The sequence below is a fragment of the Nocardioides sp. YR527 genome (assembly GCF_900101045.1).
Classification (GTDB): Bacteria; Actinomycetota; Actinomycetes; order Propionibacteriales; family Nocardioidaceae; genus Nocardioides.
The window spans coordinates 36275-60211 of the sequence record NZ_FNFN01000005.1 but is presented as its reverse complement, the minus strand read 5'-3'; the positions used below and the strand labels follow the sequence as shown (position 1 = coordinate 60211).

Here is a 23937-nt window from a genome sequence, read left to right as displayed (position 1 = left end):
AGCAGGGTTAGGGGAGCCTTACTTCGCCGGAACCGCCACGATGAAGTCCCCGTCGGCCCGCTCACCGGCCGCGTCAGAGGTGCGGTTGAGGAGAGTGCCGCCGGTCGCGATGGCGGTGGAGCCGCCGCCGTCGAGGTTCATCGCGTCCTCGGCGCCCAGGCTCTTCATCAGTACCGCCTCCTCCGCGACCGTGAGGCCTTCGGAGACACCGGGCTGACGACCATCGACGGTCACGAGCAGGAGCCGGCCGCGGCGGTCGATGCCCGCCATCGTGCGGGGCTGCCGGATCTCGGCCCAGGCGTAGTTGAACGACAGGTCAGCGGGATCGATGACACCTTCCGCGGCCGCATCGATGTCGGTGCGCCCGTCGGTGACGAGGTTGGGGGCGGCACTCACGATCGAGGTGCGTGGGGTCAGCGGGACTCGGCGCCCCGTGGCGTCGCGGACCGACTCGGCCACCGGCAGCCGGCTCCCGACGGTGGCGTGGACCGCGAGCCACTCCCCGGCCGCACCGATGCCCTGGACCACGCTGCCGCCCTCGGGCACCGTGCCGCCCCGGGTGCCGACGGCGGTGACTAGGTCGTCGGCGTCGAGCACGACCTGGGTGCCCTCGCCGGCAGGCAGCGCCGAGCCGAGCCGCGGCGTGAAGAGCACCAGCTCCGAGTCGGTCCGGCAGGTCACGTCCTGACGAGGCTCCGTGGTGGGCGTGGCTCCCGGGCGGCCGCAGTTGCGGATCAGGCCGGGTTTGCGGTTGATCCCGTTGACCGGCCGCACGGATCCGCCGCTGCGTACCTCGACCTTCGCCTTCAGGCGCGTGATCCGCGCAGGCCCGTTGCCGAGCACGATGCCGGTGCGCGAACCGGCATCCATCGCCTCGAGCTGGCCGCCGTAGACCGCGATCCCCGCCGGGGCACCTTGGTAGCCGTCGGCGTCCGAGGTGATGAAGAACCCGCCGTTGACCGCCACGGTCGCGCCCAGGGCGCCACCGACGGCCGACAGCTTCTGCCGCTGCGCGATCGTTCCGTGGTGGGTGCCGTAGACGTCTCCGTCGTACGTCCGCTGGTCGATGACGGCGACATGGATCTGCTGGGCGTCGGCCGGGGTGTCCGCGTCGTAGCCGGTCCATGCGGCCGCCGCGGTCGGGAAGCCGAGCGCCTTGAGCGCCGTGACCGCGGCCCCAGCCTCGGCCTGCGTCGCGTACTCCCCCGTCCGCACGCGTACGCCCTGCAGTCCGCTGGGGGTGTCGGAGTAGTCCGGCCAGCGGACGTCGTCGAGCCGCGGCTCGTAGCCCGCCGCGCGCAGCCGGTCAGCCGTATCCTGGGCCCATCCGCGCGGGCCGACGCCCGCATTGGCCGGGCCACCGGTGATCGAGCTGGTCACCGGATGCTGGAGGGTGACGGTCCAGAACGGAGCGCTGGCGACGTCATCGAGAACGCCCGTACGCAGCGTCACCCCGTCCGCGAGCGAGGTCGATGTCCACTCGATCCGGTCGGTCCAGGAGTGGGCGGGCGCGTGGGCGGGCGCATCGGCGCGGGCGACGCCCGGGACGACGGCGACGACGGCGGCCAGGGCGACGCCACTGGCGAGAAGGCGAGCGGTCTTCGGCATGCGCGGGAGGCTAGGAGCGCCCGCTGAACTCCCGTTGAACGCCGTACGTCAGCGCTGCGTCGGTTGCCCGGAGACGAGCTCCACGACCTCGGCGGCGCAGCCCCAGCTCAGCGTCACCCCGGCACCGCCGTGGCCGTAGCAGTGAACGACCCGCCCCTCGCGCTCCAGCCGGACCGAGGGCCGGGCCGGGCGAAGGCCGACCAGATGGGCCCTGACCTCGGCGTTCGCGATCTCCGGCACGGCCGCGGTGGCGTCGGCCAGGATCCGCTCGGCCGTACGCGGGTCCGGGCTCTGGTCCCAGGCGTGCGGCACCGACGTACCCCCGACGACGGTGTCGCCACCGCGCGGGAAGACATAGGAGGGGTCGGCGCCATCGGCCTCCAGCCACTCCTCGGCGGCGCCCGGCCCGAGGACGACGATCTGGCCCTGGACCGGGTAGAGGCTGGTGTCGCCGACCAGCTCCCGCGAGCCGAGGCCGGTCGCGTTGACCACGACGTCGGCGTCCAGACTCGCCAGGTCGTCGACGGTCCCGGTCGTGATGCTGCCGCCCGCCTCGGTGACCCGCCGCTCGAGCCAGGGCAGGTAGACCGGCATCTCGGCGATCGGGACGGTGAACTCCGCGCGGTCCTCGGTGAGGGTCAGGTCGGTGAGCGGCTCGGCCCACCACAGGTCGGCCTCGGGGTTGTGCTGGGTGCCGTGCACCATGCGTACCCCTGCCTCCGGCTCCTCCTCGGCCAGCCGGGCGAGCTCGCGAAAGGTCTCCGTCGCCCAGGCCGTCACCCGGTCGCGCGGTTCGGCGAGGTAGGGGAACCAGAACCCGCCGGCCACCGCCGAGGTGGTCCCGCTCGTCCGCTCCCGGCCGATCACGTCGACCTCGTGGCCTGCCTCCAGCAGCCGCACCGCGCACGAGAGCCCGATGACTCCGGCTCCGACCACCGTTACCCGCATGCGTCGCACGTTACCGGGAACCCCTGTAACACGTCGTTCGCAGGACTACTCGCCCTATCAGATAGGGCGAGTAGTCCTACGAACGACGTGTTACACGACCCGTTCGACCCCAGGCCGAACTCACCGCTCCTCGGCCAGCCGCCGGGCCAGGACCGGGATGACGATGACAGCAGCGACCACGTGCAACGCCATCAGGACGGCCGCGCTGGCGACATCGAAGCCGAAGGTGACATCAGGGATGAGCGAGGCGATGGTCAGCACGACGGTGGTGACCACGAACGTACGCCGCGGACGGCGGGCCACGCGGGCCATCACCGCGGCCATCGCGACCCCGATGAGCGAGAAGAGGGCGGTCAGCTGGGCGTAGCCGGCGAGCGGGATCGTGCCGCTGGCGGTCTCGAAGCTCACCCCGGCCGCCGAGGCGGCAGCGGCGAGGACGGTGACGACCGCACTGGCGACGACCGTGGCACCGAGGCCATGGAGCCAGACAGGCTTACGGGCGTCTCCGGTCGAGCGGGTCGAGCGGGTGGAGCGGGTGGACTGCTGGGCGGTGGTGATCGTGGACATCTCTGGTCTCCCGTGAGTGGCGGGAGGCGCCGTCCGCCTCCCTCTGCCCATGTCACGAACGGCCACGCACCCGGATCGACACGACTCCCGAAGTTTTTTCAGGGAGCCGTGTCGATCCTCGACTCAGGAGAGGTCGTTGGCCTTGCGGATGACCTCGACGATGTCGGCCATGATCTCGGTGAGGCTGAAGTCCTTGGGCGTGTAGACCGCCGCGACCCCCGACTCGATCAGCGTCTTGGCGTCGGACTCGGGCACGATGCCGCCGACGATGACGGGTACGTCACCCAGACCCGCATCGCGCAGCCCCTCGACCACCGACGGCACGAGCGACATGTGCGAGCCGGAGAGGATGGAGAGCCCCACGACGTGTACGTCCTCGGCGACCGCCGCGGCGACGATCTGCTCCGGGGTGAGCCGGATGCCCTGGTAGATGACCTCGAAGCCGGCGTCACGGGCCCGGACGGCGACCTGCTCGGCGCCGTTGGAGTGACCGTCCAGACCCGGCTTGCCGACGAGCATGCGCAGCTTGACACCGAGCTCCTCGCCGGTGGCCTTGACCCGGTCGCGTACGGCCGACAGCTCGGCTCCGGCCTCCGCGGCACCGACGGCGCCGGAGACGCCGGTGGGCGCCCGGAACTCGCCGAAGACCTCACGCAGGGTGCCGGCCCACTCCCCCGTGGTCGCGCCCGCCCGGGCGGCTTCCAGCGTCGCCGCCATCAGGTTGGCGTCGGTCTTCGCGGCGGCGGCCAGCGCGGCCAGCGCCTCGGCGACGGCCGTCTCGTCACGCTCGGCCTTCCACGCATCGAGGGAGGCCTTGGCGGCCTCCTCGGCGCGCGGGTCGGCGACCATGATCGCGGCGTCCAGGTCCGCGGTCAGCGGCGAGGGCTCGGTCGTCGTGAACTTGTTGACGCCGACGATGATCTCCTCACCGGACTCGATGGCGGCGCGACGGCGCGCGTGCGAGGAGACCAGCTCCGACTTCATGTAGCCGGTGTCGACCGCGGCGATCGCTCCGCCCATGGCCTGGACCCGGTCGATCTCCTCCTTGGCGCCCGCGACGAGCTCGGCCACCTTTGCTTCGACGACCGGCGAGCCGTCGAAGAGGTCGCCGTACTCCAGCAGGTCGGACTCGTAGGCGAGCACCTGCTGCAGGCGCAGCGACCACTGCTGGTCCCACGGACGCGGCAGACCGAGAGCCTCGTTCCAGGCAGGCAGCTGCACCGCACGCGCCCGAGCGTTCTTGGACAGCGTCACTGCGAGCATCTCCAGCACGATCCGCTGGACGTTGTTCTCCGGCTGCGCCTCGGTGAGGCCGAGGGAGTTGACCTGCACGCCGTAACGGAACCGGCGCATCTTCGGGTCCTCGACGCCGTAGCGCTCACGGGTGATCTCGTCCCACAGCTCGACGAAGGCGCGCATCTTGCACATCTCCTCGACGAACCGCACGCCCGCGTTGACGAAGAACGAGATCCGGCCGACGACCTTGCCGAAGTCCTCCTCGGAGACCTGACCGGAGGCCTTGACCTGGTCGAGGACCGAGATGGCCGTGCACATCGCGTACGCGATCTCCTGCACCGGCGTCGCCCCGGCCTCCTGCAGGTGGTAGCTGCAGATGTTGATCGGGTTCCACTTCGGGATCTGGTGGACCGTGTAGGAGATCATGTCGCTGATCAGCCGCAGGGAGTGCTCCGGCGGGAAGACGTACGTCCCCCGGGAGAGGTACTCCTTGATGATGTCGTTCTGGGTGGTGCCGGCCAGCTTGGCGGCCACCTCGGCCGGGTCCATCCCGGGGTTCTGCTCCTCGGCGGCGACCTGATACATCGCGAGCAGCCACATGGCGGTCGCGTTGATCGTCATCGAGGTGTTCATCTCGGTGAGCGGGATCTGGTCGAAGAGCTTGCGCATCTCCCCCATGTGCATGATCGGGACGCCCACCTTGCCGACCTCGCCGCGAGCAAGGACGCTGTCGGGGTCGTAGCCCGTCTGCGTGGGCAGGTCGAAGGCGACCGAGAGACCGGTCTGGCCCTTGGCCAGGTTGGTGCGGTAGAGCTCGTTGGACGCCTCGGCGGTCGAGTGGCCGGCGTACGTCCGCATCAGCCAGGAGCGATCCTTCGCCGGGCGGCTCTGCTCGGAAGGCGTGGTGTCCGTCATAAGAGGCATGCTAGCCCCTCGGTTACCGATCAGTAACCGGTCCCGGTGTGGAAGATGTCACTCACCGGGCCACTCCTTTACCCACCACCCGCTACGCGATGAGCGGTGAGTTCTCCACCTCGAGAACACGATAGAGCCGGGAGAGGTGGAGCATCCGGCGCACCGCCGGAGTGCAGCCCTGCAGGGTGAGGCGGCGGCCCTCGGCATGGGCCTGCCGGGTCGCGACGGCGAGCAGCTTCAGCGCCGTCACATCGGCGCTGTTCACGCCGGAGACGTCGAGCACGACGTCACCCTCCACCGAGTCGAGATGGTCGTAGATCACGCTGCGTGCCATCCAGGTGCTGCGTACGTCGAAATCTCCGCTCAGCACCAGCGTCGGCCCGTCGATCAAGATCTCCATGCCCTGCCTCCATCCCCCAGGAAGTGGATTGCCCTACACAGAAGCCCTACGCATCACATGACGCTCCCTCTCGCCCACTATGACGCGTGGCGAATCCGATTGGTTGCACCTCACCAGCCTCATTAGTCACTTCCGTCACTATTTTCTGTCATTTGACCATCTTCGCCGAACATGGGCCGTCCGCATAGGCTCAGCGCATGGTCAACCTGACGCGCATCTACACCCGAACCGGCGACGCCGGTGAGACCCGGCTCGGCGACATGAGCCTGACCGCCAAGACCGATCTACGGCTGGAGGCGTACGCGACGACCGACGAGGCCGGGGCGGCGATCGGTGTCGCGCTGGCTCACGGCGGCATCGACGAGGACGTCGTGAAGGTGCTCACGACCGTCCAGAACGATCTCTTCGACGTCGGCGCCGACCTCTCCACCCCGGTCGTCGCCGACCCCGAGTATCCCCCGCTCCGCGTCGAGCAGGCCTACATCGACCGGCTCGAGGCCTGGTGCGACGACTACAACGAGCCGCTGGAGAAGCTCCGCTCGTTCATCCTCTCCGGCGGCACCGTGGCCGCGGCCCACCTGCACGTGGCCCGCACCGTCGTACGCCGCGCGGAGCGGGCGGCCTGGGCTGCGTACGAGGTCCACGGCGAGACGATGAACAAGCTCGCCCTGACCTACCTCAACCGCCTCAGCGACCTGCTCTTCATCCTCGCCCGGCACGCCAACCGCGAGCAGGGCGACGTCCTGTGGGTTCCGGGCGGCGAGCGGTAGCGCGCCCGAAGGGCGCACATGTCACAGCCACCCGCGACGACCCGCCTCGTAGCCGAGCTGGAGGCGGGTGTCGACCTGCGCGCGGTCCATCATCTGGCGCACCCGCCGCTGGACCGTACGCAGCGACAGCCCGAGCTGGGCCCCGATGGAGGCGTCGGTCAGGCCGGCGAGCAGCAGCGAGAGCACCTTGGTGTCCAGCGGCTCGAGGCGGTCGGCGGCCGTCTCGACCGTGCCCTCGGGGGTCGCGACGAGCTTCGGAGCCGAGGTCCAGATCAGGTCGAAGAGGGCGAGGATCGCGTCGAGAAGACCACTGGGGTGGAGGAGCAGCGCGTCCTGGACCGTGTTGTGCTCGCCCGAAGGAGTCGAGCCCTGCATGAGCGGGATCAGCGCGATCTCCCGGTCGACGATGAAGGCACGCAGCGGCACCGTCGGCACCACCCGCAGCTCGATCCCGATCTCGAGACCGGAGTCGATGCTCTCGTAGATGCCGGGGGTGTCGAAGACGGAACGCTCGAGCACGATGTCGTGCCTGACCCCGCGTTCGAGCGCGGCCCGCTCGGCCTCGTCGGCGTCCTCCCGGGTGACGACCGCGGCCTGCGGCTTCTGCAGCGCCTGGATGCACTTCTTGGCCGAGTACTGCAGCTGGGCGAACCGCTGGGCGATCGCCTCGGTGCCGTGCACGACGTCGACGACGTCGGCGACGTCCCGGCGAGCGACCGAGCCGCGATAGAGCCCGGCGAGCTCGGTCATCTCCACCTGCGCGCGACGTAGCTCGTCCTGGCGCTGGACGAGCAGCGCCCCGAGCGCCACGGCCGGCGGGGAGGCGACGTAGCGGTCCTGGCCCGCCGAGGCCCGAGCGACCAAGCCCTTCCCCTCCAGCGCGGACAGCACCGCCGAGACCGCATAGGCGTCCAGGTCGGCCGCCTCGGCCAGCTCTTCGAGGTTGGCCGACGGCGCGGCGACCAGCTGGCGGTAGACCGTCTCTTCGAGATTGTCGAGACCTAGCGCATCAAGCATCCGAGATGCCTTCCGTGGCGGGGGAACGAACGACAGTCATCATGGCAGATATACGACACGTCATATTCCCGCCATGGCGGTTCGACTTGCATTCATCGGCAACTTGGCCGAAAGTATTCATCGCCACCTCGGTCCGGATCCCCCCGCTCGGATCGAGGTGGCTTTACTTTTCCGCGACAAAGTTGTCGCTATCGGTTCGGATCCGGTTGTCCGGGACCGATGTCGGGCTTGCGCCTATGCACGCCGATGAATGCATGGCAACCCCCTGCTGGTGCGCCGCTGGTCTAGACCACTGCCACCGCAACGAACGAGACGCTGCTCACCACGAGCGTCCACGAAGTCGCAGAACCCGCCTCATGCTGGAAGAATGGATCGGGTGCCCTTGCTCGAAGCTCTCACGAACGACCTGCTCCGCGAGACCTTCGACCCCCAGACCATCGAGCGGGCCGAGGCCTACGCCGCCCAGGGGCGGGTCGGTGAGCCCCGGGTCACCGAGATCGGCAGCAGTGCTCTGCGCGCGGCAGCCGAGGTCAGAGGCACCAGCCCGGCGCCCTACCGGGTGACCCTCAACCTGGATTCCAGGAACGGCGTCGTTAGTGCGACCAGCTCGTGCAGCTGCCCCGTGCACAACAACTGCAAGCACGGCGCCGCGCTCGGCCTCGTCCTCGCCGGCTCCCGCACCGCGGCGACGCCGATGGGTCCGTCGTGGGAGACCGAGCTGCGTACGCTCCTGGGCCAGCTCGCCGAGGACAACAAGCCCGAGGACGACCTGCCCGCGCTGGCGCTCGAGATCGACGTGCACAGCCCGCGGTCGGCCGTGGCCGGCTCCCCCAGCGTCGAGCTGCGCCCGATGCGCATGGGCAACCGCGAGCGCTGGGCGAAGACCGGTGCCGACTGGGCCAACATTCCCAACGCGGTGCCCGGCAAGGACTTCCCCCGCAGCCAGCTGCTCCCCCTGCAGGAGCTGGCCCGCCAGCTGCGGTCCGACCGGCTGCTCTACGCCCGCGGCTCCTCGCTCAGCCTCGCCGACTTCGGCGAGCACGCGGTCAGCCTGCTCCGCGACGCGATCCGTGGCGGTGTGACCGTCCTGCCCGGCGAGAACGTACGCGGTGTGGTGGTCTTCGACGAGCCGCTCTCGCTCGCCGGCGAGCTGCGCCGCGAGGACGGCGAGGCGGTCCTCCGCTTCGGCCTGGCACACGCCGACCGGGTCTACGCCGGCCCGACGGTGCTCCCGATCGGTCGCCCGACCCGCTCGGTGGGCGTGCTCGATGCCGGGGTCCTCCATCTCGCTGATCTGTCCGGACCGCTCTCGACCCACGCGCAGCGGCTGGTGACCGCCCGGGACCCGCTGACCGTCCCCGAGGCCGAGATCGGCACGCTGAGCGCTCTGCTGGGCCCCCTGGCCCGTCTGGTGCCGCTGCGCTCGGCCGACGGCTCCCTCGACATCCCTGAGCCTCCCGCACCCCGCCTGACCCTGACGGTCACCTGGCGCAGCTCGACACATGCCACGCTCGGCTGGACCTGGGCCTACGGCGTACGTCACTACCCGGTGGACTCCCGCGAGGACCTCGGCCTGGTCCGCGACCCGGCCGAGGAGGCCGTGCTGCGCGCCAAGGTCTCCACCGAGTTGCTCCGCAAGCAGGAGGTACGCGACGGCGATGCCCTCGCGCTCGCGATCCACGACCTGCCGGCGCTGCGTGAGGTCGAGGGCGTCGAGGTCACCGAGGTCGAGCGGCCCGACTTCCGCGAGACCGACGAGGACCCTGAGATCTCCTTCGAGATCACCTCGCCCGACGGTGCTGCCGTGGCCGGGCAGGACTGGCTCGACCTGCAGGTCGTGATCCGGATCGGCGCCGAGGCCGTCCCGCTTCCCGACGTACTCGGAGCGCTGACCCGCGGCGACGACCACCTGATCCTCCCCAGCGGCACCTACATCACCACCGACCGCCCCGAGCTCGACCGGCTGCGCAACGTCGTCGAGGCCGCCGGACAGCTCCACGAGCGCACCGGCGACGGGATCGCGGTCGGCAAGCACGACCTCGGCGTCTGGGCCGAGCTCGCCGAGCTCGGCGTGGTCGACCAGCAGGCCGCCGAATGGGTCCAGCGCGCCCAGGCGCTGCGCGATCTTCGCGAGATCCCCCGGCCGGAGCCGACCGGGCTGGCGACCGAGCTGCGCCACTACCAGCTCGACGGATTCCACTGGCTGGCGTTCCTGCACGAGCAGGGTCTCGGCGGGATCCTCGCCGACGACATGGGTCTGGGCAAGACGCTCCAGGTGCTGGCCACGATCTCCCACGCCGTGCACACACAACCGGAGTCGCGCACCCCCTACCTCGTGGTGGCGCCCACCAGCGTCGTACCCGCCTGGGTCCAGGAGGCCCGCCGCCACACCCCCGGCCTCCGGGTGAGCACGGTGAGCAAGCGCATGGACTCAGTCGCCGAGGCCCGCGAGGGCGCGGATGTCGTCGTCACGACCTACGCCATCCTCCGGCTCGAGCAGGACTCCTTCGCCGGGCGCCCCTGGGCCGGCCTCGTCCTCGACGAGGCCCAGCAGGTCAAGAACCACCAGTCCAAGACGTACGCAGCTGCCCGCCGCATCGACGCACGCTGGCGTCTCGCGGTGACGGGCACACCGTTCGAGAACCGGCTGATGGAGCTGTGGGCGCTGCTCTCGATCACGGCGCCGGGGCTCTACCCCAGCCCGCGGCTGTTCCGCGACATGGTGGTCTCTCCCGTGGAGAAGTCGGGCGACGACGGCGCGCTGCGCCGGTTCCGGACCCGCCTGCGGCCGTTCCTGCTGCGGCGTACGAAGGAGCTCGTCGCCGACGACCTGCCGCCCAAGCAGGAGCAGGTGCTCGGCGTCGATCTCAACCCGGTCCACCGCAAGATCTACGACGCCCACCTGGCCAAGGAGCGGCAGCGGATCCTGCACCTGCTCGACGACTTCAACGACAACCGGGTCGCGATCCTCAGCGCGCTGACCAGGCTGCGACAGCTCTCCCTCGACCCCGGTCTCGTCGACCCCGAGGACGACGACGTCGGCTCCGCCAAGCTCGACACCCTCGTCGACCACATCGAGGAGCTCGCCGCCGAGGGCCACAAGGCGCTGGTCTTCAGCCAGTTCACCTCGTTCCTCGGCCGGGCGCGCACCCGGCTCGCCGAGGCCGGCATCGACGCCGCCTACCTCGACGGCGGCACGCGCGACCGTGGTGCGGTCATCGAGAGCTTCCGCGACGGCGACGCCCCGGTCTTCCTGATCTCCCTGAAGGCCGGCGGCGTCGGCCTGACCCTCACCGAGGCCGACTACGTCTTCGTGCTCGACCCCTGGTGGAACCCCGCCGCCGAGGCCCAGGCCGTCGACCGAGCCCACCGCATCGGCCAGACCCAGCACGTCATGGTCTACCGGCTGGTGTCGACCGACACGATCGAGGAGAAGGTCATGGAGCTCAAGGAGCGCAAGGCCGAGCTCTTCGCGAAGGTCGTCGACGGCGAAGGCGCCATGGGCTCCACCATCGGCGCCGACGACATCCGCGCCCTCTTCGTGTAGCCGAGTTGATATGGGCCTCCCCGTGTAACACGTCGTTCGTAGGACTACTCGCCCTATCAGAACGACCGGATAGTCCTACGAACAGCGTGTTACACGGGTCGCCGCCGCGCCACCGTCGCCGCCAACGCCGCCGCAGGCACCATCAGGACGGCGACGACCAGGAGCGCGCTCAGGGTGCCGATCTGGTCCCCCACAGCGCCCAGGATCGGCGGGAAGCCGAGGAAGGCTCCGTAGGCCAGCGTGGAGACGACCGAGACGCGAGCAGCGGCCCGGGTCTCGTCGTCGGCTGCGATGCTGATCCCCAGAGGGAAGCCGAGGGCGGCGCCGAAGCCCCACAGGACGATCCCGGCCAGCGCGAGCCCGAACGTGCCGGCGAACACCGTCAGCACGATCCCGATCCCCGCCAGCGCCGCCGAGGCGATCAGGACCGGCTGCCGACCGATCCTGTCGATCACCTTCGCGCCCGCGAAGCGGGCAAGGCTCATGCAGAAGACGAACGCCGCATAGCAGGCGACCCCGACCCGGTGGCTGACGTCGTAGCCGTCGATCATCGCCAGCGACACCCAGTCGTTGGCGCTCCCCTCGGCAGCGGCGAAGGCGAGCACCATCAGCCCCAGCAGCAGCGTCTGGGGCGAGCGCCAAGCGGCGATCAGCTCACGCCGCGGCGAGTGCCCCTCCGGGGGCGCCTCCGCCGGAAGGAACCCCAGGGTTCCCCACCAGCAGACGGCCAGCGCGACGGCCGCGACCCCGGCGATGTGCCACACCGTCGGCAGCGTGCCCACCAGGGCGATGCCCAGCAGCCCACCGAGCACGGTGCCGACGCTCCACATCGCGTGCAGCTGCGGCATCAGCGTCTTGCCACCGCGCCGCTCGACCGCGGCCCCCTCGACGTTCATGGCGACGTCCCAGACCCCATAGCCGACGCCGTACGCGACCAGGAACAGCGCCACCAGCCACGTCTGCTCCAGCCAGCTCCCGGAGATCGCCACCAGGGTCAGGGCGGCGACACAGAGCACTGCGCAGCGGCGTACGACCCGGGCGGCGCCCCAGCGCATCACCAGTCCCCCGGCGAGTGGCAGAGCGGCAACGGAGCCGATGCCCATCGCCAGCAGCATCAGGCCGACGGCCGAGTTGTTCAGGCCGAGGCTCTCGCGGAGCGCGGGGATGCGGGAGATGAAGGTCGCCGCCAGCAGACCGTTGGTGGCGAACGCCACCACCGATCCGGCCTGGGCACGGCGGAGAGGCGTCACGGGTAAAGGCTAGTGCGCCTCGGGCCGCATCCAGGTGCGGGGATCAGTCCCGCTTCTTCTCGTACGGCCCACCGCGCCCGAAGATCGGCAGCACCCACGGCTGACGCAGCGGGGCGCCGGCGAGCGCGACGACCGCGAAGGCGGTCGCCAGGACCCAGGCGATCCCGTAGAGCGCGCCACCGAGCCCGAAGGTCACGATCGTGACCGCCAGCAGGGTGAGCTGCAGGTTGAGGGCGCCGGCGGCGTGGTGCTTCACGAACTCGGAACGCTTGCCGACGGTGTAGTAGAGGATCGCGGGACCGACGACGATCGGCACCCAGGTCGTGGCCTGGGCGAGGGCAGCCAGGAGCCGCTCCTCGGTGGTCGGCGGCGGCAGCAGGTCGCGGGCGGGCTTCGCCGGCGCCGGAGCCGGGGTCGGCTGCGCGATCAGGTCGCGGGTGATCGGCTCCAGGGTGGCGTACGTCTTCGCCTTCATGGTCAGGTCGAACCGGACGTCGAACTCGGCCTGGTCGAGCCGGCCGTCGGCGTAGGCGGACTTGAGGACGTCGACCACACGGTCGCGATCGGCATCGGTGCAGCGCAGCTCGTCGCCGACGACCGGAGCCGACGGGACTGGCTGGGTGGGCGGGGTGGGCGGGGTCGGGATCGGGGCAGTTGAGGACATACCTCTACGATCCGCCGCAGACGCCCTCCGGACAATCAGGGAAGCCCCCGAAAGCAAACCGACCGACCCCGGTGTTGCGCCGGAGACGGTCGGAGGGAGTCGCTCAGAAGACGATCCAGGTGGACCGCATCGGGCGGGACTCGAGCCACGCCTGGAAGCCGATGAGTGTCTGCTGGTCCATCGCGAGGTCGATGTGCTGGCCCTTGACGTCGCAGGTCACGATCAGGCTCTCGGGGTAGAGGACCAGCTCCTCGATCCCCTCAGGAGACCGGCTGGAGATGTAGGTGATCTCGGTGCGCCGCCAGACCCGTTTGGGCTTGGGCGAGAGCGAGAAGATCCGGAACCACTCCAGCTGAGCGTCACCGGAGTAGCGGCCGAGGCCGATGACCCAACCGCGTCCGGGACTGGTGTCCCGGACGCGGTGGCTCAGTTCGAAGACGCCGCCGTTGCGAGCGAGCAGACGGCGGCGTACGGCGATCCCGATGCCATAGGCGAGGACAAGCAGAAGCAATGCAGCCACAACGGCCAACAGCAGCTCCCACCATGCCATCCGGGTATCGCCCCTCTTTCCCTAAGAGGCCTTCTCGACAGCGCGGATGCGTGCCTCGGCACGCCGGATGCGCTTTTCGGCGTCGTTGTTGGTGCCGAGCAGGCGACGGGCCTCCTCGAGCTCGACCTCAGCCTGGCTGAGGTCGATCTCGTGCGCCAGCAGCACGTGCTCGGACAGGATCGAGACGCGGTCGTTGGCCACCGAGAGGAAGCCACCGTCGACGGTCGCGATGACCTCGGTGCCCTCCTCCGGAGTGATCTCCACGACCGCCTCGGTGAGTGCCGACAGCACCGGCGCGTGACCGCGCAGGACACCGACATCACCGTCGACCGTTCGGGCGATGACCATGGTGGCCCCGCCGCTCCAGACCACACGGTCTGCAGCGACGAGCTCCACCTGAAGTGCGTCCGTCATCAGAGGCTCTTCTGGATCTCGGCCCACTTCGCCTCGACGTCGTCGAGGCCACCGCACATGAAGAACGCCTGCTCGGCGACGTGGTCGTACTCACCGTCGGCGATCTTGTTGAACGCCTCGATGGTGTCCTTGACCGGAACCGTCGAGCCCTCGATGCCGGTGAACTGCTTGGCCACGTAGGTGTTCTGCGACAGGAACCGCTGGATCCGGCGAGCGCGGGAGACGATGATCTTGTCTTCCTCGGAGAGCTCGTCGACACCCAGGATCGCGATGATGTCCTGCAGCTCCTTGTTGCGCTGAAGGATCTGCTTGACGCGCACGGCGCAGTCGTAGTGGTCCTGACCGATGTACTGCGGGTCCAGGATTCGCGACGTCGAGGTCAGCGGGTCCACCGCCGGGTAGATACCCAGCGAAGCGATCTCACGGGAGAGCTCGGTGGTCGCGTCGAGGTGGGCGAAGGTGGTCGCCGGAGCCGGGTCGGTGTAGTCGTCGGCCGGCACGTAGATCGCCTGCATCGAGGTGATCGAGTGACCACGCGTCGAGGTGATCCGCTCCTGGAGCAGACCCATCTCGTCGGCGAGGTTGGGCTGGTAGCCCACGGCCGAAGGCATCCGGCCCAGCAGGGTCGAGACCTCGGAGCCCGCCTGGGTGAAGCGGAAGATGTTGTCGATGAACAGCAGCACGTCCTGGCCCTGGACGTCGCGGAAGTACTCCGCCATCGTCAGCGCCGAGAGGGCCACGCGAAGACGCGTGCCCGGCGGCTCGTCCATCTGGCCGAAGGTCAGGGCGACCTTGTCGTAGACGCCGGCCTCCTGCATCTCGTGGATGAGGTCGTTGCCCTCACGGGTGCGCTCGCCGACACCGGCGAACACGGAGACACCACCGTGGTTCTTGGCGACTCGGGCGATCATCTCCTGGATGAGGACGGTCTTGCCGACGCCCGCACCACCGAAGAGGCCGATCTTTCCACCGGTCACGTAGGGGGTGAGGAGGTCGATGACCTTGATGCCCGTCTCGAACATCTGGGTCTTGGACTCGAGCTGGTCGAAGGCCGGAGCCTTGCGGTGGATGCCCCAGCGCTCCTTGACCTCGACCGTGGCCGGGTCGACATCGAGGATGTCGCCGGTCGCGTTGAACACGTGGCCGAGGGTGACGTCACCCACGGGCACGGTGATCGGGTTGCCGGTGTCGCTCACGGTGGCACCGCGGACGACGCCGTCGGTCGGCTTCAGCGAGATCGCGCGGACCATGCCGTCACCGATGTGCTGGGCAACCTCGAGCGGCAGGACGGAGGTCTCACCGCTGATGGTGACCTCGACCTCGAGCTTGTTGTAGATGTCCGGCATGGCGTCGACGGGGAACTCCACGTCGACGACCGGGCCGATCACGCGGGCGATGCGGCCCGTCGTGGTCTTCTCGTCAACCTGTGCGGTCATTTTCTAGTCAGTCTTTCTGTGGGTTCTCAGTCGTTCGCAGCCTGGGCGTCGGCGAGCGCGTTCACGCCACCGACGATCTCGCTGATCTCCTGGGTGATGCCGGCCTGGCGAGCCTGGTTGGCAACCCGGGTGAACTTCTTGATGAGCTCGTCGGCGTTGTCGGTAGCCGACTTCATCGCCTTCTGACGCTGGGCCAGCTCGGAGGCGGCGGCCTGCAGCAGCGCGAACCAGATCCGGCTCACGACGTACTGCGGGAGCAGCGAGTCGAGCACGGCCTCGGCCGACGGCTCGAACTCGTAGAGCGGCAGGACCTCGCCCTCGGCCGGAGCCTCGGTGCCCTCCACGACCTCCAGAGGCAGAAGACGTACGGCGGTGGGCTTCTGCGTCATCATGGTGATGAACCGCGTGTAGACCACGTGGACCTCGTCGACGCCGGGAGCGGCGGCCTTCTCGGCCTCGGTGCCCTCGACGAAGACCTCGATCAGCTTCTCGCCGATCTCCTTGGCCGCCTCGAAGTCCGGTCGGTCGGAGAAGCCGGTCCAGGCCTGCGCCACGGAGCGACCGCGGAACTTGTAGAAGGCCTCCGCCTTGCGTCCGGTGACGTAGAGGTCGACCTCCTTGCCCTCGGCCTTGAGCTTCTCGACCAGGCCCTCGGCCTCCTTGAGCACGCTCGAGGAGTAGGAGCCGGCCAGACCACGGTCGCTGGTGACCACCAGCACGGCGGCGCGGGTGGGCGCCTCCGGCTCGGTGGTCAGCGGGTGGTCCACGTTGGAGTAGGTCGCCACCGCAGAGACGGCGCGGGTGAGCTCACGGGCGTACGGCGCGGCCGCATTGGCCCGCTGCTGCGCCTTGATGATCCGGGACGCAGCGATGAGCTCCATGGCGCGCGTGATCTTCTTCATCGACTCCGTCGACTTGATCCGCGCGCGGAGTTCACGCACTGACACGGCCATGGGTCAGCCCCGCTTCTGCTTGACGATCTGCTCCTGCTCGACGTCCTCGTCAGAGAGGGCCTCTTCCTTGGCGGAACCCGGCTTGACCGAGGCACCGTCCGAGGTCTCGAACTGGTCGAGGAAGGCGTTGTAGGCGTCGTTGAGCGCGGTCTCGGTGGAGTCCTCGAACTTCAGGGACTCACGGATCGCGGCCAGGACGCCCTCGTGGGAGCGTCGCAGGTAGTCGAGGAACTCCTGCTCGAACTTGAGCACGTCCGCGGTCGGGACGATGTCCAGGCGGCCGGTGGTGCCCAGCCACAGCGAGACGGTCATCTCGTCGATCGGGTACGGCGAGTAGGCCGGCTGCTTGAGCAGCGCCATCAGACGCTGACCGCGGGCCAGCTGCTGCTTAGAGGCCGCGTCCAGGTCGGAGGCGAACATCGCGAAGGCCTCCATCGCGCGGTACTGCGCGAGGTCGACCTTGAGCGAGCCGGTGACGCCCTTGAGCGCCTTGGTCATCGCCGCGCCACCGACGCGGGAGACCGAGACACCGACGTCGATCGCCGGACGCTGGTTGGCCGCGAACAGGTCGGACTGCAGGAAGATCTGACCGTCGGTGATGGAGATGACGTTGGTCGGGATGAACGCCGAGACGTCGTTGGCCTTGGTCTCGATGATCGGCAGACCGGTCATCGAGCCCGCGCCCATCTCGTCGGAGAGCTTCGCGCAGCGCTCCAGCAGCCGGGAGTGCAGGTAGAAGACGTCACCCGGGTAGGCCTCACGGCCCGGCGGGCGGCGCAGCAGCAGCGACACGGCGCGGTAGGCCTCGGCCTGCTTGGTCAGGTCGTCGAAGACGATCAGGACGTGCTTGCCCTCGTACATCCAGTGCTGGCCGATGGCCGAGCCGGTGTAGGGGGCGAGGTACTTGAAGCCGGCGGAGTCGGACGCGGGAGCGGCCACGATGGTCGTGTACTCCAGCGCGCCGGCCTCCTCGAGGGCGCCACGCACGGAGGCGATGGTCGAGCCCTTCTGGCCGATGGCGACGTAGATGCAGCGAACCTGCTTGTCGGGGTCGCCCGAGTCCCAGTTCTGCTTCTGGTTGATGATCGTGTCGATGGCGACCGTGGTCTTACCGGTCGCGCGGTCACCGATGATCAGCTGGCGCTGGCCACGGCCGATCGGGGTCATGGCGTCGATCGCCTTGATGCCGGTGGCGAGCGGCTCGTGAACCGACTTGCGCTGCATCACGCCGGGAGCCTGGAGCTCCAGGGCGCGACGGCCGACCGTCTCGATGTCGCCGAGGCCGTCGATCGCGTTGCCCAGCGGGTCCACGACGCGGCCGAGGTAGCCGTCACCGACGGGGACGGAGAGAACCTCGCCCGTACGTCGGACCGACTGGCCCTCCTCGATCTTGTCGAAGTCGCCCAGGACGACGACACCGATCTCGCGGGTCTCGAGGTTCAGGGCGAGACCGAGGGTCCCGTCCTCGAACTCGAGGAGCTCGTTCGCCATGGCCGAGGGCAGGCCCGAGACCTGGGCGATGCCGTCAGCGGTCCGCGCGACAGTGCCGACCTCCTCGGTCTTCGCCGCCTCGGGCTTGTAGTCCGCGACGTACTTTGCCAGCGCGTCCCTGATCTCGTCGGGACGGATGGTGAGCTCCGTCATCTCTGCCTTCTCTCTCGTTCTTACGTCGAAGTCTGTGTCACACAGGGGTCATACGGCCAGTTGGGGCCGCGATGCCGGATCAGCCGGCGAGTGCTCGCTGCGCCCCGTCGAGGCGGCTGGAGATGGTGCCGTCGATGACGTCGTCACCGATCGAGACCTTGATGCCGCCGACGATGGCCGGGTCGACCACGATGTTCAGGTGGACCTTGCGGCCGTACTTCTGCGCGAGGGCCGCGGCCAGGCGGGTGGTGTCACCCTCCGAGAGCGGGGCAGCCACGCGGACGACCGCGGTGCCTTCGCCCGCGACCGCGGCAGCGACCTTCTGGTATTCACCCAGCGCGACCGTGGCCGTGCGGTAGGTGCCGGCCAGCGCCTGCTTGGTCAGGGTGACCGTCGCCGCCAGCGCCTTGCCGCCGAGAAGGTCGTCGACCAGCGTGACCTTGTCAGCGGTCGTGCGAGCCGGGTCGGAGAGCGCGTCGCGCAGCTCCGGCGTCTCCTGCACGGCCTGCTGGACCGCGAACAGCTCGTCGGCGAGGCGCTTGGCCTCGTCGCCGGCGCTGCGAACCGCGGCGATCTCGCTCAGTCGCTCGACCGCGTCGCTCAGGTCACCGGCGTGCGTCCAGCGGTGCTTGACCGCCGACTCGACCACACCGAGGCCCGTCGCGTCGACCTTCCCGCCGAACAGCTCGCCGACGAGGCCGGTCTTGGCCTCTGCCGGTACCGAGGCGTCGGTGACGAAGCGGCGCAGAGCTGCTTCGGCGCGGAAGGTCTGGGAGACCTCGAAGAGGGTGTCGGCCGCCTTCGCCGCCGCCTCAGGAGAGGCGGAGACAGCGGTCTTCAGCTCCTCGGTCAGGGCGGCAACTGCGTCGGCCGACGCTCCACGGAAGTCCATCAGTGAACCCCTGCCTCGAGGTCAGCGAGGAACCGCTCGACCACACGGCTGGAACGCTCGTCGTCGTCGAGGGACTCGCCGACGATGCGACCGGCGAGACCGGTGGCCAGCGAGCCGACCTCGGTCTTCAGCGAAGCAGCAGCCGCCTGGCGCTCGGCCTCGACCTGCGCCTTGCCTGCGGTGACGATGCGCTCGGCCTCGGCCTGCGCCTCGGCGCGGAACTCGGCCTTGATCGCGGCACCCTCCTCACGGGCCTGCTCGCGGATGCGGGCAGCCTCGTGACGAGCGTCGGCCAGCTGGGCCTCCAGCTGGGCGAGCTTGGCGTCAGCCTCGGCCTGCTTGGCGTTGGCGTTCTCGATGCCACCTTCGATCGCCGCGGTTCGATCGGCATACGCCTTCTCGAAGTTCGGAACGATGAACTTCGCGACTCCCACGAAGAGGATGGCGATGACGATGACACCGAGGATGATCTCCGGGACGTGCGGGACCAACGGGTTGATCTCGGTCTCCGCAGCGGTTACCTGGGTAAGGATCATGTCGGAACCTTCAGTAGTTCCCTACGTCAGCGAAGGACGAAGGCGAGAGCCAAGGAGATGATGAAGAACTGCTCACACAGCGCGAAGCCGAGAATCGCGATCGCCTGCAGGCGGCTCTGGGCCTCCGGCTGGCGGGCGACACCCGCGACGTACGCGGCGAAGATCAGACCGACACCGACACCCGGGCCGATGGCGGAGAGGCCGAGGCCGATGATTCCGAGCTGTCCCTCCATGGGGATTTCCTTTCGGTTGTGACGCGATCTGCGTCAGTTGTTGTACGTCGAGTTGGATTAGCTGTTTGAGTCCGAGCCTGAACGGATCAGTGCTCGTCCGCGACTGCGCCGGCGATGTACATCGCCGAGAGCAGGGTGAAGACATAGGCCTGCAGGAACATGATCAGCATGTCCAGGAAGGACACGAAGATGCCCAGCAGGAAGGCGAAGACACCGGCGGCGACGCCCTGCCACGTCGGGGCGTAGTGCAGGATCAGCCAGGCGCCACCGATGGAGAACAGCGCCACCAGCAGGTGGCCGGCGAACATGGTCGCGAAGAGACGGATCGCCAGCGTGAACGGCCGGACGACGATGTTGGAGAGGAACTCCAGCGGGACCATCATCAGAAGGATCGGCCCGGAGACGCCGCTGGGCACCGTCTGGAGCTTGAGGTAGCCGATGAACCCGTGCTTCGCGATACCGACGATGTTGTAGACCAGCCAGGTGATCGCGGCCAGCGCCACGGTGAAGCCGATGTGCGACATCGTGGGGAACTGGACGAACGGGATGATCCCGTAGAAGTTGTTGATGATGATGAAGATGAAGACCGTGAAGAGGAACGGCACGAACCTCATGTAGTCCTTCGACCCGATGATGTCGCGGGCGATGGAGTTGCGGACCATCCCGTAGACGTACTCACCGGCGAACTGCAGGCGGCTCGGAACCACGGCGGCCTTGCGGGAGGCGGCGTAGAAGAAGCCGAAACCGATCACGACGGACAGCAGGACCAGGAAGGTCACCTTGGTCAGAGCCCAGTCGCCGGACCCGACGATCGGCGGAAGGAAGAAGTCCGCGGGCCCCGGGATATGAGGCCCCGACTCCGACGCCATAACGGTGGCGGCAAGCGACTTCACGCTGTCTCCTGTTTGTTGAACTTACGATTCTGGGTGGCGAGCCTTCAAAGGCTCGGGCATCATCCCGGCGGCCGCCCCCGACGGCCCGGACGATATCAGGCGCTACTGGCGGGTCACGAGTCTGCCCCGGGCAGGTCGAAGAGCGGGATCCGCTCGCGTCGCACCAGGAACGCAAACGTGGTCGTCCATGCGACGGTGAGCGCCATGACCGAGAAGGCTGCCGAACGTACGACAGCGTCTCCCCCGGTCTGCGAAACGACCAGCAGGACAACGAAGAGAACCATGCCTGACACAGTGAAGACACCGACAGCGGCGGGCAACGACAGGGCGGGCGACTTCGCCGCGACCCAGAACATCGCCCAGGACCCGACCGCCAGCACGACAACGGTGGCGATCGAGCCGATCGCGGCACCGGTCAGACCATCAGTCCCGGCAAGAACAAAGGCCACCGCGAGGGCCGCGAGCACAGCAACTGCGGACACTGCGGCAGAACCTCGCAGCACCTTGGATTTGCTGGTTGCGGTCGTCATCGTCGGCGGCCGTTCTCTCTGGGGGCATTTCAAGCGTTCAGGAGCGTATCCCGAACGCTCGTGAAAACTATCACAAGCGTGTTTGGGTGCCCTAATTGATCGATCAAGGGACCGCTAGCGGGGCTGGTTCTCCAGCGGGGTGAGGTCCTCGGGGACCTCGAGGAGCTTGTCGGTGCGCTCGCCGCGGATCTTTGGGAGGACGAAGGTGAGCAGCACGATGAGGGCGGTGGCGACGATGACGCCGACGATGACGACGGGGCCGCGGTAGAGGGTCACGAAGACGGAGCCGAAGGACATCAGGCCGGCCCAGAGCCACATGATCAGGACGGCACGGCGCTGGGAGTGGCCGATCTCCAGCAGGCGGTGGTGCAGGTGCTTCTTGTCCGCGGCGAACGGGGACCGGCCGGCGCGGGTGCGGCGTACGACGGCAAGCACGAGGTCGACGAGCGGCACCACCAGGATCGTCAGCGGTAGCAGCAACGGCAGGAAGGTCACCAGGAGCGCGGTGGAGGCGTCGAAGGCGTTCACGTTCAGGCCGCCGGCGTTGTAGGAGCCCGAGAGGGTGACCGCACTGGCGGCGAGGATCAGGCCGATCAGCATCGAGCCGCTGTCACCCATGAACAGCCGGGCGGGATGCCAGTTGTGGATCAGGAAGCCGACGCAGGCTCCGGCGAGCGCGACGGTCAGGAGGGCCGCTGTCGAGGCGCGGCCGATGTCGTTGATCCGGGTGAACTGGTAGCAGAACAGGAACAGCGCCAGCGCGCCGATGCCGACCACACCCGCGGCCAGACCATCGAGGCCGTCGATGAAGTTGACCGCGTTGACCACGGTGATCACGACGAGCCCGGTGAGCAGCGCGCCCTGGGCGGGGTCGATGGAGAACTGGGTGCCGTCGGGGAACGTGATCAGGCTGTACTGCAGGTTGAAGCCCACCAGGATCGCGGTCGCCAGCACCTGACCGCCCAGCTTGGTGAGCGCATCGAGCTCGAAGATGTCGTCGACGACACCGACGATGCAGATCAGCGCGCCGGCGAGGATCACCACGCCGGTGTCCTGCAGCACGAAGTCCGGTGCGTCGGCCAGGAACGGCAGCTCGCGAGCGACCAGATAGGCGGCGACCAGGCCGCCCAGCATCGCCACGCCGCCCATGTAGGGGACCGGAACCGCGTGTACGTCACGGTCGCGGACCTTCGCGACGGCCCCCGTGCGCGTCGCGAACTCGCGGGCGACGACGGTGAGCAGGTAGGTCACCACGGCGGCGACCAGGAAGAGGAGGACGTAGGCGCGCATCAGGCTTCTGTGTCGGCGTCCGTGGCGGGCATGTCGGTCTCGGTCATGTTGGCGGGGTCCGGATCGCCCGGACGACGGATGGCGACGTCGTGCTCGGCGAGGATCTCGTTGATCCGGTCGATGCTGATCGCACCCTCCCGGAGAACCTTCGGTTCGTCACCGGTGGCGGAGACGATCGTGGACGCCTCGCCGACGGGCGACTCGCCGCCGTCGATGATGGCCTTGACCATCTTGCCGAGCATCTCGTCGGCCTGGTCCGCGTTGGTGGCGGCCGGCTTGGTGGTGCGGTTGGCCGAGCTGGTCGCCAGCGGCCCGACCCGGTCGATGATGCGGCGCAGGATGTCGGAGTCGGGGATGCGTACGGCCACGGTCTGGCGGGCCTCGCCCAGGTCCCACTGCAGCGACGGCTGCTGGTGGAAGACGACCGTCAGGGCTCCGGGCCACAGCTCCTCGACGAGGCTGCGCGCCCAGTCGGGGATCCGCGTCGCGAGGGCGTCCAGGGTGGCGACGTTGGAGATCAGCACAGGTGGCGGCATCGAGCGGCCTCGGCCCTTGGCGGCGAGCAGACCGGCCACGGCGCCCTTGTCGAACGCGTCGGCGGCGATGCCGTAGACCGTGTCGGTCGGTACGACCACGAGCTCGCCGGCCTGAAGGGCGGCCACAGCAGCATCGACCGCCTCGGTCTGCTCGTCCTCGGTCGCGATCGGGTAGCGCTCAGTCACAGTGCTCATGTTGCCAGTTGTGCGGTCGTGAAGCGCGGACGGCCTGCCAGATCGAGATGATCGCGTACGTCCTGCCATCGTCCGGTGGCCGCGAAGACCGCCGGAGCGCCGCCGTTGTCGGCGTTCGGACCCTGCTCGTCGGCATGCTCGAAGCCGACCACTCCCCCGGGCCTGAGCAGCTCGGCGGCCCGCCGTTCCAGGATGCGGATCGCGTCCAGCCCGTCCTGCCCCGAGAAGAGCGCAAGGTCGGGGTCGTGGTCGCGCGCCTCGGCCGCCACCGACTCCCAGGCTTCGAGCGGGATGTACGGCGGATTGCAGACCAGCACGTCGACCCTGCCGTCCAGGTCGGTGAACTCGTCGGCCATGTCGCCCTGCCGCAGGTCCACGCCGGTGCCGGTCAGGTTGCGTACGGCCCAGGGATAGGCGTCCTCGGAGAGCTCGACCGCGTGCACCTGCGCGCCCGGGACCTCGTCGGCGATGCTCTTCGCGATCGCGCCCGACCCGGTGCAGAGGTCGACGACGACGGGCTGATCGACCTCAGTGGCCCGATCGATCGCCCAGCCGGCGAGCAGCTCGGTCTCGGGCCGCGGCACGAAGACGCCGGGACCGACGGCGAGCTCGACGTGCCGGAAGTACGCAACCCCGGTCAGGTGCTGCAACGGCTCGCGTTCCGCGCGGCGGGCGAGCAGGTCCGCATAGGCCTTCTCGTGATGCTCCGCCACGTCGTCGACGAGGAAGAGGCGGTTGCGGTCGGTGTCGAGGACATGGGCCAACAAGATGGCCGCATCGGCGTCCGGGCTCTCGACTCCGGCCTCTTCGAGCTGCTTTCGGGCACTTGCCAGAAGTGCGCGCGGGGCGGTCATGGGCAACTGCTCCTGAATGTGTTAGTCATGCTTTACCCCGCTGAGGGTAACGTTCGGGC

Annotated in this window: 23 protein-coding genes; 2 read left to right on the top strand and 21 right to left on the bottom strand. The window is 68.9% G+C overall.

Going from position 1 to position 23937, the window contains the following annotated elements; all coding sequences use genetic code 11:
• Nucleotides 1-18 precede the first annotated feature (18 nt).
• From BLT25_RS15910 to BLT25_RS15890, 5 genes are all read right to left on the bottom strand, one after another.
• A complete protein-coding gene (locus BLT25_RS15910) occupies nt 19-1608 on the bottom strand; it encodes a phosphodiester glycosidase family protein (RefSeq protein ID WP_091047816.1) in 1590 nt (529 codons plus the stop codon).
• Nucleotides 1609-1656: 48 nt separating this feature from the next.
• Nucleotides 1657-2556, bottom strand: coding sequence for an NAD(P)/FAD-dependent oxidoreductase (locus tag BLT25_RS15905; RefSeq protein ID WP_091047815.1), 900 nt, complete (start codon nt 2554-2556; stop codon nt 1657-1659).
• 120 nt (nt 2557-2676) lie between these two features.
• Entirely contained in the window at nt 2677-3123 is a 447-nt protein-coding gene (locus BLT25_RS15900) for a DUF6069 family protein (protein WP_256328624.1), read from the bottom strand.
• A 123-nt stretch (nt 3124-3246) separates the two neighbouring features.
• Nucleotides 3247-5274, bottom strand: a complete 2028-nt coding sequence (locus tag BLT25_RS15895) for a protein meaA (RefSeq protein WP_091047810.1) — start codon at nt 5272-5274, stop codon at nt 3247-3249.
• Nucleotides 5275-5365: 91 nt separating this feature from the next.
• Nucleotides 5366-5674: an STAS domain-containing protein gene (locus BLT25_RS15890; RefSeq protein ID WP_091047808.1), complete on the bottom strand. Its 309-nt coding sequence runs from the start codon at nt 5672-5674 to the stop codon at nt 5366-5368.
• Nucleotides 5675-5871: 197 nt separating this feature from the next.
• Here BLT25_RS15890 and BLT25_RS15885 point away from each other — a divergent pair, with 197 nt between their 5' ends.
• Nucleotides 5872-6444, top strand: a complete 573-nt coding sequence (locus tag BLT25_RS15885) for a cob(I)yrinic acid a,c-diamide adenosyltransferase (RefSeq protein WP_045547381.1) — start codon at nt 5872-5874, stop codon at nt 6442-6444.
• A 21-nt stretch (nt 6445-6465) separates the two neighbouring features.
• Here BLT25_RS15885 and BLT25_RS15880 read toward each other — a convergent pair whose 3' ends face one another.
• Nucleotides 6466-7461, bottom strand: coding sequence for a helix-turn-helix domain-containing protein (locus BLT25_RS15880; protein WP_091047805.1), 996 nt, complete (start codon nt 7459-7461; stop codon nt 6466-6468).
• A gap of 376 nt (nt 7462-7837) precedes the next feature.
• On the opposite strand from BLT25_RS15880, the gene BLT25_RS15875 reads away from it, so the two are divergent.
• On the top strand, nt 7838-11008 hold the full coding sequence (locus tag BLT25_RS15875) for a DEAD/DEAH box helicase (RefSeq protein ID WP_176883975.1): 3171 nt from the start codon (nt 7838-7840) through the stop codon (nt 11006-11008).
• An 89-nt stretch (nt 11009-11097) separates the two neighbouring features.
• Here the strand turns inward: BLT25_RS15875 and BLT25_RS15870 are convergent, their stop codons facing one another.
• The 15 genes from BLT25_RS15870 to prmC all read right to left on the bottom strand — a co-directional run bounded on the left by BLT25_RS15870 (nt 11098) and on the right by prmC (nt 23878).
• Nucleotides 11098-12258, bottom strand: a complete 1161-nt coding sequence (locus tag BLT25_RS15870) for an MFS transporter (RefSeq protein WP_256328623.1) — start codon at nt 12256-12258, stop codon at nt 11098-11100.
• A 43-nt stretch (nt 12259-12301) separates the two neighbouring features.
• The gene (locus tag BLT25_RS15865; RefSeq protein WP_091047800.1) at nt 12302-12922 is read right to left on the bottom strand and encodes a DUF1707 and DUF4870 domain-containing protein; all 621 of its coding nucleotides are present in this window, start codon (nt 12920-12922) and stop codon (nt 12302-12304) included.
• A 103-nt stretch (nt 12923-13025) separates the two neighbouring features.
• Nucleotides 13026-13442 (bottom strand): DUF2550 domain-containing protein, encoded by a 417-nt coding sequence (locus BLT25_RS15860; RefSeq protein WP_256328622.1) that lies wholly within the window; start codon nt 13440-13442, stop codon nt 13026-13028.
• Between the two features lie 51 nt (nt 13443-13493).
• The gene (locus tag BLT25_RS15855; RefSeq protein WP_045547377.1) at nt 13494-13886 is read right to left on the bottom strand and encodes a F0F1 ATP synthase subunit epsilon; all 393 of its coding nucleotides are present in this window, start codon (nt 13884-13886) and stop codon (nt 13494-13496) included.
• Nucleotides 13886-15322, bottom strand: a complete 1437-nt coding sequence (gene atpD, locus BLT25_RS15850) for a F0F1 ATP synthase subunit beta (protein WP_091047796.1) — start codon at nt 15320-15322, stop codon at nt 13886-13888. Before atpD ends, BLT25_RS15855 begins: the two co-directional genes overlap by 1 nt.
• A 26-nt stretch (nt 15323-15348) precedes the next feature.
• The gene (locus BLT25_RS15845) at nt 15349-16275 is read right to left on the bottom strand and encodes a F0F1 ATP synthase subunit gamma (protein ID WP_091047793.1); all 927 of its coding nucleotides are present in this window, start codon (nt 16273-16275) and stop codon (nt 15349-15351) included.
• A gap of 3 nt (nt 16276-16278) precedes the next feature.
• Nucleotides 16279-17919, bottom strand: a complete 1641-nt coding sequence (gene atpA / locus BLT25_RS15840) for a F0F1 ATP synthase subunit alpha (protein WP_091047792.1) — start codon at nt 17917-17919, stop codon at nt 16279-16281.
• Between the two features lie 79 nt (nt 17920-17998).
• A complete protein-coding gene (locus BLT25_RS15835) occupies nt 17999-18811 on the bottom strand; it encodes a F0F1 ATP synthase subunit delta (protein ID WP_091047789.1) in 813 nt (270 codons plus the stop codon).
• Nucleotides 18811-19347, bottom strand: coding sequence for a F0F1 ATP synthase subunit B (locus tag BLT25_RS15830; RefSeq protein ID WP_091047787.1), 537 nt, complete (start codon nt 19345-19347; stop codon nt 18811-18813). Before BLT25_RS15830 ends, BLT25_RS15835 begins: the two co-directional genes overlap by 1 nt.
• Nucleotides 19348-19373: 26 nt before the next feature.
• On the bottom strand, nt 19374-19580 hold the full coding sequence (locus BLT25_RS15825) for an ATP synthase F0 subunit C (RefSeq protein WP_091047785.1): 207 nt from the start codon (nt 19578-19580) through the stop codon (nt 19374-19376).
• A gap of 86 nt (nt 19581-19666) precedes the next feature.
• Nucleotides 19667-20473, bottom strand: coding sequence for a F0F1 ATP synthase subunit A (gene atpB / locus BLT25_RS15820; RefSeq protein WP_218131372.1), 807 nt, complete (start codon nt 20471-20473; stop codon nt 19667-19669).
• Between the two features lie 113 nt (nt 20474-20586).
• Nucleotides 20587-20955, bottom strand: a complete 369-nt coding sequence (locus BLT25_RS15815) for a hypothetical protein (protein WP_143033772.1) — start codon at nt 20953-20955, stop codon at nt 20587-20589.
• 162 nt (nt 20956-21117) lie between these two features.
• Nucleotides 21118-22293 (bottom strand): glycosyltransferase family 4 protein, encoded by a 1176-nt coding sequence (locus tag BLT25_RS15810; RefSeq protein ID WP_091047778.1) that lies wholly within the window; start codon nt 22291-22293, stop codon nt 21118-21120.
• Nucleotides 22293-23024: an L-threonylcarbamoyladenylate synthase gene (locus BLT25_RS15805; protein WP_371113343.1), complete on the bottom strand. Its 732-nt coding sequence runs from the start codon at nt 23022-23024 to the stop codon at nt 22293-22295. Before BLT25_RS15805 ends, BLT25_RS15810 begins: the two co-directional genes overlap by 1 nt.
• Nucleotides 23021-23878, bottom strand: a complete 858-nt coding sequence (gene prmC / locus BLT25_RS15800; protein WP_091047775.1) for a peptide chain release factor N(5)-glutamine methyltransferase — start codon at nt 23876-23878, stop codon at nt 23021-23023. Before prmC ends, BLT25_RS15805 begins: the two co-directional genes overlap by 4 nt.
• Nucleotides 23879-23937: the final 59 nt, after the last annotated feature.